Source organism: Sinorhizobium sp. BJ1 (genome assembly GCF_002531555.1).
In the GTDB taxonomy this organism is placed as follows: Bacteria; Pseudomonadota; Alphaproteobacteria; order Rhizobiales; family Rhizobiaceae; genus Sinorhizobium; species Sinorhizobium fredii_B.
Map to the genome: position 1 here is coordinate 65,585 of NZ_NWTH01000016.1, position 11,826 is coordinate 77,410.

Here is an 11,826-nt window from a genome sequence, read left to right on the forward strand (position 1 = left end):
ATGAAGCAGGAACAAATCGACGACCTCCGGGGCAACCCCGTCCCGGAGCAGGGTCTCTTCATAGGCGGCAGCCGACGCTCCGCTGCCAGAGGCGGCTACCGAGCAGTGGTATCCCCGCTCGACGGAACGACTCTGACGACGCTTGCAGAAGGTGACACCTCCGACGTCGACGACGCGGTGTCGAGCGCCCGCACAGCGTTCAAAAAGGGGGGCTGGTCCAAGGCTGCTCCGGCAGAACGCAAGAAGATCATGCACAGGATCGCCGACCTCATCGACAGGAACGCGCTGGAGCTTGCAGTGCTCGGCGTGCGTGACAACGGCACAGAAATTTCCATGGCGCTCAAGGCCGAGCCCGGAAGCGCCGCAAACACGTTCCGCTACTACGCGGAGCTCGTCGACAAGCTCTATGGGGAGATCGCGCCGACGCCGAATTCGGTGCTTGGCCTCGTCCATCATGAACCGGTTGGCGTCGTAGGCGTCATCGTGCCGTGGAACTTTCCGTTGATGATCGGTGCGTGGAAGATTGCGCCGGCGCTGGCCGCCGGGAACTCCGTGGTGGTCAAACCAGCCGAGGTCGCTTCGCTCTCTCTGCTCCGCTTGGCGGAGCTTTGTTCCGAAGCCGGGCTTCCCGACGGAGTCCTTAACGTCGTCACCGGACGAGGCTCAGTGGTTGGCGAGGCGATGGGCCTCCACCCTGATATCGATGTGCTGGCGTTCACCGGATCGGGCGGTGTTGGCCGGAGACTACTCGAATACTCGGCGCGCTCAAACCTGAAACGGGTCTACCTCGAACTGGGCGGCAAGTCGCCCAACGTCGTGTTCGCCGACGCGCCCAATCTCGACCAGGCAGCAAAGACCGCGGCTTACGGGATTTTCCGGAACTCGGGCCAAGTGTGCGTCGCGGGATCACGATTGCTCGTTGAACGGTCTATTCACAAGGAATTTGCCGAGAGAGTTGCCGCCATTGCCGCACAGATAAAGGTCGGGGATCCTCTGGACCTGACGACCGAAGCCGGGGCTGTCGCAAGCGAGGTCCAGCTCCACAAGAATCTGGAGCATGTCGCCCGTGCGCAAGCGCAGGGAGCGGAGCTAAGAACAGGCGGAAATCGAATCCTGGAGGACACCGGGGGCTACTTCATGGCTCCGACGGTGTTCGATGGTGTCACGCCTGATATGACCCTGTTTCAAGAGGAGGTCTTCGGACCGGTTCTTGCCATAACGCCTTTCGAAGATGAAGCGGACGCGGTCCGGATCGCAAACTCCACCGCATACGGGCTCGCCTCCGGGGTCTGGACGGCAAACCTATCCCGCGCGCACCGAATGGTGAGAGCGATCCGGGCAGGCATTGTCCACGTCAACACCTACGGCGGGTCTGACATCACCGTCCCACTGGGAGGGGTCGGGCAGTCTGGCAATGGTCACGACAAGTCGCGGCACGCGATGGACAAGTTTCAGGATCTCAAGACGGCATGGGTTCAGCTCTAATGAATCAGGCGGCCCGTTCGTGTCATCGAAAGACTCGGTGAGACCCGCTCATTGCGCGGCTGATCGAAACTAACAAAACATACATGTGGGAACTAAAGCATGACCAGCAAGACCATCCTCGTTGTCGGAACGTACGACACGAAGTCTGACGAATTGCGTTATCTGCAGGAGCGGATTGAAGGCCAAGGCGGCCGTGTGATGACAATGGATGTCAGCGTCCTCGGCGATGTTGTCGGCACCGTCGACGTCACAAAGCACGATGTTGCGGCAGAAGCGGCATCGACGATCGAGCAAGTGATCAATTCCGGAGACGAGAACAGTGCAATGCAGATCATGGCAGCAGGAGCTGCCAGAGTGGCAGCCAAGCTTTACGCCGACGGCAAGATCGACGCCTTGATCGCCATGGGAGGCACGATGGGCACGGACCTTGCTCTCGATTGTGCTCAGGCGTTGCCCCTTGGTGTTCCAAAATATGTAATCTCCACCGTTTCCTTTTCTCCGCTCATCGCGGCGGACCGACTTTCGCCGGACATCCAGATGATTCTTTGGGCGGGCGGGCTCTACGGCCTGAACTCGATCTGCAAGTCGTCGTTGAGCCAGGCGGCGGGCGCGGTTCTCGGGGCGGCACGCGCCGTGGAAGCTCCGATACGCAGCCGCCCGGTAATCGGTATGACGAGCCTCGGAAGCTCCTGCCTGTCTTACATGAAGACGCTGAAGGGACCGCTGGAGGAACGCGGTTTCGAGGTCGCGGTATTCCATGCGACCGGCATGGGCGGCATGGCTTTCGAGAAACTCGCGGCTGAGGGCTACTTCGCTGCAGCCATGGATTTCGCACTCCCCGAACTTGGAAATCTCCTCGTCGGTTCGATGATCAATGGCGGAAAGAATAGGATGCTGTCAGCGGGACAGATCGGTATCCCCCAGCTTGTCGCGCCTGGCTGCGTAGATCTCATCGACTTCCCCACATGGCAGGAAATTCCGGCACGGTATGCCGAACGCCCATATCACGTCCATAACAGGCTGATTGCCTCGGCGGCGCTCACCGCCGAAGAGCGAAGGGAAACTGCCCAGGAAATTGGCAAGCGCCTCGCCCAGGCGAAGGCTCCGGTCCACGTCATCCTGCCGAACCAGGGCATCGAGGAGTGGGACAGAGAAGGGCAGCCGGCACATGATCCCGAGGGGCTTTCCGCCTTCCTCGCCGAGATGCGGAGCGCAATCCGCGCCCCGGTGGAGCTGACCGAAATCGATGCGCACATTAACGACCCGGCGTTCACCGAAACCGTTCTCAAGATCTTCGATGACTGGGTGCGCCGCGGAATCATCCGGAAAGCCGCGTGAGGTCAGCCCCATGACAGTGGATCCACGCTACGGCGTTCTCTTCGAACCCGTGAAGATCGGACCGGTCACCGCGCCCAACCGCTTCTTCGCGGTGCCCCACGCGACGGGGCATTCGCCCCTGATGCCGAACGGGTCGATAGCCATGCGCGCCATGAAGGCCGAGGGCGGCTGGGGCACCGTCGCGATGCAGCTTGCCGAGATCGATCCCTCCTCGGACATATCGAACCTGCCTATCGAAAAGTTCTGGGACGAGACCGATATCGCCAGCCACGCGAGGCTGACCGCGAGGATCCGCGAGCACGGAGCACTGTCGGCGATCGAGATCGGGCACAGCGGACTGCGCTCGCGAGGCCTCGCTAACGGTTACCCCGTACTCGGCCCTTCAAGTCTTCCCGTCCTGAAGCCCGAGGTTCCTGTCCAGGCGAAGGCAATGGACAGGGAGGACATCCGGTCGCTTCGCAGAAGCTACCGCGCCGCCGTGCAGCGGGCCAAGGAGGCGGGGTACGACATTGTGTATGTTTACGCGGCACACGACGCATCGGTTCTGTGGCATTTCCTGACTCCCGCCTACAATTTCAGGACGGATGAGTACGGAGGAAATTTCGAGAACCGTGTCCGCCTGCTGCGCGAGGTGCTGGAGGAGACCAAGGAGGAGGCGCGGGACGAGATCGCCGTGGCGATCCGGTTCGCGGTCCATGAGCTGTCCGGCCCCAGGGCGATCCTGAGCACGGGTGAGGGCAGGGACGTGGTCGAGCGCCTCGCCGAGCTTCCAGACCTCTGGGACGTCAACGTGTCCGGCTGGAGCCGCGACTCTGGGACATCGCGCTTCGACCCGGAAGGCGCGCAGGAAGAGTTTACCAGCTTCGTTAAGACCGTGACCAGCAAGCCGGTCGTCGGTGTCGGCCGCTTCACGTCGCCGGATGCGATGGTGAGCCAGATCCGGCGGGGCGTGCTCGACCTGATCGGCGGTGCCCGTCCATCGATCGCGGATCCGTTCCTGCCGAACAAGATTAAGGAAGGTCGCCTCGATGAGATACGCGAATGCATCGGCTGCAACATCTGCGTTGCCTCGGATGCCTATTCGATCCCCCTGCGCTGCACCCAGAACCCGACGATGAGCGAAGAATGGCGGCGTGGGTGGCATCCGGAACGAATTTCCGCCGCGCCAGAGCCGAAGAACCTCCTCGTCGTGGGATCGGGTCCGGCTGGACTGGAGTGCGCCTTCACGCTGGCGCGCGCCGGACACCACGTCTCCGTGGCGGACAAGTCAACCGAGTTGGGCGGCCGCGTGTCAAAGGAAAGCTGCCTCAAAGGCCTCTCCGCATGGAGCCGGGTGCGCGACTATCGCCTCTACCAATTGCAGCAGATGGCGAACGTCAATCTCTATCCCGAGAGCGAGGTAACGGCCGATGACGTAGCTGATTTCGGAGCCGACCACGTCTTCGTCGCCACGGGCTCCCGCTGGAGGGACGATGGACTCGGCCGGAGCCGCTACACCCCGATCCCGGGATTCCGCGGCAACGCCCTGACGCCGGACCACATCCTCGACGGAGGGATCATTGCCGGATCGGTGGTCGTCTATGACGACGACCACTACTACATGGGCAATGTCCTTGCTGAGCACCTTGCCGCGCTAGGCTTCGAAGTGCATCTCGTCTGTCCGCTGCCTTCTATCGCGGGGTGGATGGGCTACACGCTGGAGCAGCCGCGCGTCGTTGCAGCGCTGATGGAAGCGGGCGTGAAGATGTACCCGAACACCACGGCCATCGGCTGGGAGGACGGCGTCCTCCGCATCAAACGCAGCGACACGTATGAGGAGCTTCAGCCCATTAGAGCGGACAACCTTCTCGCGGTCACCGCGAGGCTGCCGAACGAGTTGCTTGGGGAAGCAATCAAGAAGTCCGGCTCCGTCGGCTGCACTGTCATCGGGGATGCGGTCGCCCCGGGCATCATCCAGTCGGCGGTGTTCTCAGGACACAAGGCCGCGAGGGAATTTCTTGGCACCGAACCGGGGAACAGGATCTTCAGGCGCGAGACGCCGACGCTATTCGTCTAGGAAGGAGATCGCATTGGACCCGGTTAGCGCGACATACATCGAGGAGCTGAGGACGTCTCACTTTGGAGAAATGGTCGGCGACCTTCTCTTCCGGAGACTCTGTGACCGCTACCCTGAACACTCGCGCAAGCTGCGGGAGCTTGCGCGCCTGGAGGCGAGCGTCGGCGGCCTCATGGAAGCCGTCCTGGAGCGACATCGCGCGGAAGCCGAACCGACTGAGCGCGTCGAAGCCCTGACGCATCAGCTCTTCGACGACCTCGGCGATGCCGACTGGGACGCCTTTCTGGTTCGGCTTCGCGACGTGGTCGTTCCCTTCGTGGAGCGCTTTGAGCGGCTGCATGATGAAAGTCCGGCCGAGGATCGGAGTGCGTTGCGCATCCTCCGCGACCATGAGCGGGCGCTGTTGCGCTTTCTCAATGCCGAGATCCAGCGGGAGGATGGGTTGCGGCAGATCGAGGTGGTGCTGGCGGAACTCACCGAAGTTCGCCCCACAGGAAGGCAGGGTTAGATGCGACAGCGAATGTATCCGGCACTGTTGGATGTCACTACGATCCTCTTGCAAGAGCCGGTGCGTCGACAAAGCGACTTTCAATCGCCGACAGGCCGAGTTCGATTGCTGACATCAACTCGGGGCCCATCGCCCGCTGGAGGTCTGCTTGATATTCGAGGGCGGCGGATGAAAGCTCGTGGTATGTCCGCATTCCCAATGCCGTCAGTTCGAGATGTTCGATCCTGCGGTCCGAGGCGTCCTCCCGCCTCCTCAACCAACGGCGCTTTTCGAGAGCTAATACGGCGCGGCTCACCTTCGTCTTGTGCATGCCGGAGTGCCCGCCGATCTGCGTTGCCGTCAGACTCTTGTAGGCACCCAAGGCAGCCAGCGTCCGCCACTCGGGACGTGTCATTCCGTGCATCCGCTTGTAGTGCTCGGCGAAACGAAGGCTCACGGCCTCCGCGGCCCGATTGAGCCTGAAAGGCAGGAAGCGATCCAGATCAAACAAAATGTCCATTGACCAGCCTTGATAGTTACAAATGTGACGGTTACGAGCGCAACGAAATTCTTCTAACGGCGCGCAAAGGGAGTTGCAACAAATGTCGAGCGCAGCAAGCCAGAACAGCCTCCAATACATGCCGGGCTTCGGAAATGACTTCGAGACGGAGTCGCTGCCCGGCGCTCTGCCTCAGGGGCAGAACAGCCCGCAGAAGTGCAACTACGGTCTCTATGCCGAGCAGCTTTCAGGCTCGCCGTTCACCGCGCCGCGTGGAACGAACGAACGTTCCTGGCTCTACAGAATTCGGCCGAGCGTGCGCCACACGCGCCGCTTCTCGAACGTCAGCTATCCGTTCTGGAAGTCCGCGCCTTGCCTCGACGAACACTCTCTGCCGCTGGGCCAGCTTCGCTGGGATCCGATCCCCGCTCCCGAAGAGGCGTTGAACTTCCTGGAAGGTGTGCGGACCATGACCGCCGCCGGCGATGTGATGACCCAGGTCGGCATGGCCGCGCACGCCTACGTGTTCAACGAGGATATGGTCGATGACTACTTTTTCAACTCCGACGGTGAACTGCTCATCGTGCCCCAGGTGGGAACGCTCAGGGTATTCACCGAGATGGGGATCATGGACGTGGAGCCCTCGGAGATCTGCCTCGTCCCGCGGGGCATGATGTTCAAGGTCCTGCGCGTTGGCAACGCGGACGTCTGGCGCGGCTACATCTGCGAAAACTACGGGGCGAAGTTCACGCTGCCGGACCGCGGACCGATCGGCGCGAACTGCCTGGCCAATCCTCGGGACTTCAAGACGCCCGTTGCCGCGTTCGAGGACAAGGAGACCCCCTGCAGACTGCACGTGAAGTGGTGCGGGAAATTCTTCGTGACCGAAATCGGCCACTCGCCCCTCGACGTGGTCGCGTGGCACGGCAACTACGCGCCGTTCAAATATGATCTGCGGACCTTTTCCCCGGTCGGCGCGATCCTCTTCGATCACCCGGATCCGTCTATCTTCACCGTGCTGACCGCGCCGACGGAAGAGGCGGGCACCGCCAACGTCGACTTCGTGATCTTCCCGCCGCGCTGGATGGTGGCCGAACACACATTCAGGCCGCCCTGGTACCACCGCAACATCATGAGCGAGTTCATGGGCCTCATTCATGGCCAGTACGATGCGAAGGAGGAGGGGTTCGTTCCGGGTGGGATGAGCCTTCACAACATGATGCTGCCGCACGGGCCCGATGCGTCAGGTTTCGAAAAGGCGTCCAGCGGCGACCTGAAGCCCGTCAAGCTGGACCACACGATGGCCTTCATGTTCGAGACGCGTTTTCCTCAGCAACTGACCAGATACGCGGCAGAGCTCGAGACGCTGCAGGACAACTACCTCGAATGCTGGGATGGTCTGGAGCGGAAGTTCGACGGAACCGCCGGGGTGAAATGAAGCTGGGATTGGAAAGACAATGAAACTCGCAACACTCAAGGACTCGACCCGAGACGGCAAACTCGTTGTCGTCTCTAAGGACCTGACGCGCTGCTCGGAGGTCGGGCATATCGCGCGCACGCTCCAATCCGCGCTCGATGATTGGGCGCATGCGAGCCCAAGGTTGGCGCGTGTCGCGGAAGGACTCGAGAACGGGTCTCAGCCCTTCACGCGGTTCCATGAGCATGAGGCGGCTTCGCCGCTGCCCCGCGCATACCAGTGGGCCGACGGATCGGCATACGTGAACCATGTCGAGCTGGTGCGCAAAGCTCGCAATGCCGAGCTGCCCGCGTCGTTCTGGACCGATCCGCTGATGTATCAGGGAGGATCGGACAGCTTTCTCGCGCCGCGTGATCCGATCCGGATGGCGGACGAGGCCTACGGCATCGACATGGAAGCAGAAGTCGCAGTCATCGTCGACGACGTGCCCATGGGAGCGACCCCCGACCAGGCGCGCAAGGCGGTCCGCCTGGTGATGCTCGTCAACGATGTCTCGCTACGGGGCCTGATCCCAGGCGAACTTGCCAAGGGTTTCGGCTTCTTCCAGTCAAAGCCGTCCTCGGCGTTCTCACCCGTAGCGGTGTCGCCCGACGAGCTGGGCGACGCATGGGACGGCGGCAAGCTGCACCTGCCGCTGCTCGTCAGCCTCAACGGCCAGCCGTTCGGCAGGGCGAATGCGGGCCGGGACATGACATTCGACTTCGGAGAGTTGATCGCGCACGCCGCCAAGACGCGGCCGCTGGTCGCCGGATCCATCATCGGTTCGGGGACGGTCTCGAACAAGCTCGACGGGGGGCCGGGAAAATCGATCGCGGACGGCGGAGACGGTTTCTCGTGCATCGCCGAGATTCGAATGATCGAGACGATCGAGACCGGCTCTCCGAGAACGCCGTTCATGAAGTTCGGCGACAGCGTCCGCATCGAGATGAAGGACCAGTCCGGACGATCGATCTTCGGCGCGATCGAGCAGGCGGTCGAGAGATACAAGGCGGCTTGATCATTTCCGGCCGCCCGACCAAACAGAATAAGGAGACTAACAAGTGGCAAAGGCATTCGCATCGCAGGGCGACCTGGCTGAAAAGAAGATCTCGTTCACCGAGGTCGGCCGTGACCTCTGGGCATTCACTGCGGAGGGAGACCCCAACACCGGGGTTATCATCGGCGACGACGGAGTGATGATCGTGGACGCGCAAGCCACCCCCCGACTTGCGAACAAGGTGGTCGAGAAGGTTCGCACCGTCACCGACAAGCCGATCAAGTACGTGGTTCTGACGCACTATCACGCCGTCCGCGTTCTGGGGGCGTCGGCCTACGGAGCTCAGCAGGTCTTCATGTCCGACAAGGCGAGGGCCATGGTCGTGGAACGCGGCCAGCAGGACTGGGAGTCTGAATTTCAGCGCTTCCCTAGACTGTTCCAGGGTCACGAGAGCATTCCTGGGCTGACCTGGCCAACCATGACCTTCAAGGATCGCATGACGGTGTTCATGGGCGGGCGCCGCGTCGACCTCATGCATCTTGGTCGCGCGCACACGGCCGGCGACATCGTCGCACATGTGCCGGATCAAAACGTTATGTTTACAGGCGATATCGTCGAGTATCACTCGGCCTGCTACTGCGGGGACGCCCACTTCAATGACTGGCCCGCCACAATCGAGGCGATTCGGGCATTCGACGTCGACGCCATCGCACCCGGTCGCGGGGACGCTTTGCAGGGCAGGGACTTGGTCCGGAAGGCGCTCGACAACACGGCCGACTTCGTCCGCTCAACTTACCGTCCCGTTGCGCGTGTGGCATTGGGCGGGGGCACGCTGAAGCAGGCCTGGGATGCCTGCCGCGCCGAATGCGACCCCAAGTACTCGACCTATGCCATCTACGAGCATTGCCTGCCGTTCAATGTCGCCAGAGCCTACGACGAGGCTCTCGGGGTCGACACGCCGAGAATCTGGACCGCCGAACGCGACCGCGAGATGTGGGATGCCCTGCAGGGTTAAAGACAGGAGGATTGGGAGGCAGAATGAGCAGAATTTTTGAAACGCCCCTCTATCCGTATCGACGGTCGAAGGACCAGGACACGGTCAGGGCGGTGCGTCACCCGGTGGTGGTTGTAGGCGCGGGTCCGGTCGGGCTCGCGCTGGCGATCGACCTGACCAGCCAGGGGGTGCCGGTCGTCGTGCTCGACGACAACGACAAGGTCAGTTTCGGGTCCCGGGCGATATGCTTCGCCAAACGCACCCTGGAGATAATGGACCGGCTGGGTTGCGCGGATCCGATGGTCGAAAGGGGCGTACAATGGAGCCTTGGCAAGGTCTACTTCGACGAACGCCAGGTCTTCGAATTCAACCTGTTGCCTGAGGGCGGGCACAAGCGTCCCGCGTTCATCAATCTCCAGCAGTACTATCTCGAGCATGAGCTGGTGGCACGCCTCCGTGCTCTCGAGGAGGAAGGCATGGCCATCGACCTCCGCGGCAACAACAAGTTGACGGCGGTCCGGCGGACCGCTGACGGCGCGCAGCTCACAGTCGACACACCCGAAGGGCCGTATGAAATCGAGGCCGACTGGCTCGTGGCTTGTGACGGAGCGAGCTCGCCCGTGCGGCGTGCGCTTGGACTGGATTTCGTCGGGCGCGTCTTCGAAGACAACTTTCTGATCGCCGACATTGTGATGGAGGGAGGCGCCGAATTTCCGGTGGAGCGGCGATTCTGGTTCGATCCCCCCTTCAACCGTGGCCAGTCCGCGCTGCTGCACAAGCAGCCGGACAATGTCTGGCGGGTGGACCTGCAGCTCGGCTGGAACATCGACAAGACCGAGGAATCGAAGCCGGAACGAGTGATCCCGCGTCTGAAGGCGTTTCTGGGCGAGGACGCAAGGTTCGAACTGGAATGGGTTTCTATCTATACGTTCCAGTGCCGCCGCATGGAGAAGTTCAGGCACGATCGGGTGATCTTCGCCGGCGACAGTGCTCATCAGGTATCGCCGTTCGGCGCGCGTGGTGCCAATTCCGGAATCCAGGATGCGGACAATCTCGCCTGGAAGCTCGCACTCGTCTTGCAGGGCAAAGCTCCGGAATCATTGCTCGACAGCTACGACCTCGAGCGCAAGCAGGCGGCGGACGAAAACATTCTACATTCGAGCAGATCGACCGATTTCATCACGCCGAAGTCGGAGACGAGCCGTCTGTTCCGGGATGCCGTGCTGGACCTCTCCGAGCATTTCCCCGCGACACGCCCCATGGTGAATTCCGGCAGGCTGTCTTTGCCCAGCGTGTATGACGGATCACCGCTAAACGGTCCCGACTGCGAGGGCATGCCTTCGCGGACGCGGCCCGGCGCGCCCGCCAGCGACGCCCCCGTTTCCGGCGGCTGGCTGCTCGACCGCCTCGGTGGACGGTTCCAACTGCTGACCATCGACTGCGACGTGCCGGAGCACCTCGAAATCGAAGGCATCGGCGTCGAGCGCCTGGCGCTGTCCGCCACTGGCCAGGAGGAGCTGCGGACACGCTGGCTCGGCTCGGCCGAAAGCGCCGTGTATCTGCTGCGCCCCGACCAGCACGTCGTCGGTCGCTGGCGCTCGTTTGACCGGGAAGCGGTACGATCCGCTGTCCTCAGAGCTGTCGGGAGGTGAAGGTGGCAGAGCTGATCGTCAATCCAAACATACTGGACCCGGATGATTTTTACGCCGAGCTCCTCGCTGCGCACGAAGGGCGGGCCAAGGCGGAGAGCGACGCGTTCAACGCTCGCCTCATCCTGCTTCTTGCCAACCACGTCGGAGACCGGACGGTTCTCACGCAGGCGCTGGAAGCGGCCGCCCGGGGCAGGAATGTTGATGAGTGAAATCGTCCTCTACGACTACTGGCGCTCGTCGGCGAGCTACAGGGTTCGGATCGCCCTCAACCTTCTCGGTCGCCCGCACAGCTCTGTCTCCGTGAACCTCCTCGACCACTCCCACAGGAGCGAGGCGCACCTCCAGCGCAATCCCCAAGGCCTAGTGCCGGTGCTGGATGTCGACGGAGTCATGTTGACGCAGTCGCTCGCCATTATCGAGTACCTTGCCGAGACGCAACGCTCGAAACTGCTCCCGGCCGATCCCTTGGGAAGGCATCGTGTCCGCGCGCTCTCCCATGCAATCGCCATGGACATCCATCCCATCTGCAACATGGGGGTGGCGGCCCACGTGATGAAGATCACAGGGGCCGGCGAGGAGGCGCGTGGCGCGTGGATGCGGAAGTTCATAGGCGAGGGACTGCATGCATTCGAGCGGATGCTGGACCACCCGTTAACCGCTGCCTACTGTCATGGAGACGGTCCGACGATGGCCGACGTATGCCTCGTGCCACAAGTTTACAACGCCGAGCGGTGGGGCGTGGAGCTTGCCAGTATGCCTCGGGTGTCGGCGATTGCCGAACGATGCCGTGCACTGCCGGCGTTCGCTGCCGCTCACCCGGACGCCGTGAAACCAGCTTGACCCAACGAGAAGTCGAAACGCC

Annotated in this window: 11 protein-coding genes; 10 read left to right on the plus strand and 1 reads right to left on the minus strand. The window is 62.2% G+C overall.

Going from position 1 to position 11,826, the window contains the following annotated elements; all coding sequences use genetic code 11:
* From CO676_RS19875 to CO676_RS19890, 4 genes are all read left to right on the plus strand, one after another.
* A complete protein-coding gene (locus tag CO676_RS19875) occupies positions 1 to 1,485 on the plus strand; it encodes an aldehyde dehydrogenase (protein ID WP_097522329.1) in 1,485 nt (494 codons plus the stop codon).
* Positions 1,486 to 1,584: 99 nt separating this feature from the next.
* A complete protein-coding gene (locus CO676_RS19880; RefSeq protein ID WP_097522330.1) occupies positions 1,585 to 2,823 on the plus strand; it encodes a Tm-1-like ATP-binding domain-containing protein in 1,239 nt (412 codons plus the stop codon).
* A 10-nt stretch (positions 2,824 to 2,833) separates the two neighbouring features.
* Positions 2,834 to 4,879, plus strand: coding sequence for an FAD-dependent oxidoreductase (locus CO676_RS19885; protein WP_097522331.1), 2,046 nt, complete (start codon positions 2,834 to 2,836; stop codon positions 4,877 to 4,879).
* A gap of 13 nt (positions 4,880 to 4,892) precedes the next feature.
* Positions 4,893 to 5,387, plus strand: coding sequence for a hypothetical protein (locus CO676_RS19890; protein WP_144340163.1), 495 nt, complete (start codon positions 4,893 to 4,895; stop codon positions 5,385 to 5,387).
* A 37-nt stretch (positions 5,388 to 5,424) separates the two neighbouring features.
* Here CO676_RS19890 and CO676_RS19895 read toward each other — a convergent pair whose 3' ends face one another.
* Positions 5,425 to 5,886, minus strand: a complete 462-nt coding sequence (locus tag CO676_RS19895) for a MarR family winged helix-turn-helix transcriptional regulator (RefSeq protein WP_097522333.1) — start codon at positions 5,884 to 5,886, stop codon at positions 5,425 to 5,427.
* Positions 5,887 to 5,968: 82 nt separating this feature from the next.
* Here CO676_RS19895 and hmgA point away from each other — a divergent pair, with 82 nt between their 5' ends.
* From hmgA to maiA, 6 genes are read left to right on the plus strand one after another with little or no spacing between them, the layout of a single operon-like run.
* On the plus strand, positions 5,969 to 7,303 hold the full coding sequence (gene hmgA / locus CO676_RS19900; RefSeq protein WP_046118908.1) for a homogentisate 1,2-dioxygenase: 1,335 nt from the start codon (positions 5,969 to 5,971) through the stop codon (positions 7,301 to 7,303).
* A gap of 19 nt (positions 7,304 to 7,322) precedes the next feature.
* The gene (locus CO676_RS19905; RefSeq protein WP_097522334.1) at positions 7,323 to 8,339 is read left to right on the plus strand and encodes a fumarylacetoacetate hydrolase family protein; all 1,017 of its coding nucleotides are present in this window, start codon (positions 7,323 to 7,325) and stop codon (positions 8,337 to 8,339) included.
* Between the two features lie 43 nt (positions 8,340 to 8,382).
* On the plus strand, positions 8,383 to 9,333 hold the full coding sequence (locus CO676_RS19910; RefSeq protein WP_046118910.1) for an MBL fold metallo-hydrolase: 951 nt from the start codon (positions 8,383 to 8,385) through the stop codon (positions 9,331 to 9,333).
* A 23-nt stretch (positions 9,334 to 9,356) separates the two neighbouring features.
* Complete coding sequence (locus CO676_RS19915) at positions 9,357 to 10,964, plus strand: FAD-dependent oxidoreductase (RefSeq protein WP_097522335.1); 1,608 nt, start codon at positions 9,357 to 9,359, stop codon at positions 10,962 to 10,964.
* 2 nt (positions 10,965 to 10,966) lie between these two features.
* Positions 10,967 to 11,173 carry a DUF2783 domain-containing protein gene (locus CO676_RS19920; RefSeq protein WP_046118912.1) on the plus strand — a complete coding sequence of 69 codons (207 nt, stop codon included), beginning with the start codon at positions 10,967 to 10,969 and terminating at the stop codon, positions 11,171 to 11,173.
* Positions 11,160 to 11,804, plus strand: coding sequence for a maleylacetoacetate isomerase (gene maiA / locus CO676_RS19925; protein ID WP_046118913.1), 645 nt, complete (start codon positions 11,160 to 11,162; stop codon positions 11,802 to 11,804). The genes CO676_RS19920 and maiA overlap by 14 nt, the downstream gene beginning before the upstream one ends.
* The last annotated feature ends 22 nt before the right edge of the window (positions 11,805 to 11,826 follow it).

What these genes read in the sequence shown, in the direction of transcription:
- CO676_RS19915 (WP_097522335.1), top strand. Translation starts at nt 9,357, where the DNA reads ATGAGCAGAATTTTTGAAACGCCCCTCTATCCGTATCGACGGTCGAAG.
- CO676_RS19905 (WP_097522334.1), top strand. Translation starts at nt 7,323, where the DNA reads ATGAAACTCGCAACACTCAAGGACTCGACCCGAGACGGCAAACTCGTT.
- CO676_RS19875 (WP_097522329.1), top strand. Translation starts at nt 1, where the DNA reads ATGAAGCAGGAACAAATCGACGACCTCCGGGGCAACCCCGTCCCGGAG.
- maiA (WP_046118913.1), top strand. Translation starts at nt 11,160, where the DNA reads ATGTTGATGAGTGAAATCGTCCTCTACGACTACTGGCGCTCGTCGGCG.
- CO676_RS19885 (WP_097522331.1), top strand. Translation starts at nt 2,834, where the DNA reads ATGACAGTGGATCCACGCTACGGCGTTCTCTTCGAACCCGTGAAGATC.
- CO676_RS19880 (WP_097522330.1), top strand. Translation starts at nt 1,585, where the DNA reads ATGACCAGCAAGACCATCCTCGTTGTCGGAACGTACGACACGAAGTCT.
- hmgA (WP_046118908.1), top strand. Translation starts at nt 5,969, where the DNA reads ATGTCGAGCGCAGCAAGCCAGAACAGCCTCCAATACATGCCGGGCTTC.
- CO676_RS19895 (WP_097522333.1), bottom strand. Translation starts at nt 5,886, where the DNA reads ATGGACATTTTGTTTGATCTGGATCGCTTCCTGCCTTTCAGGCTCAAT.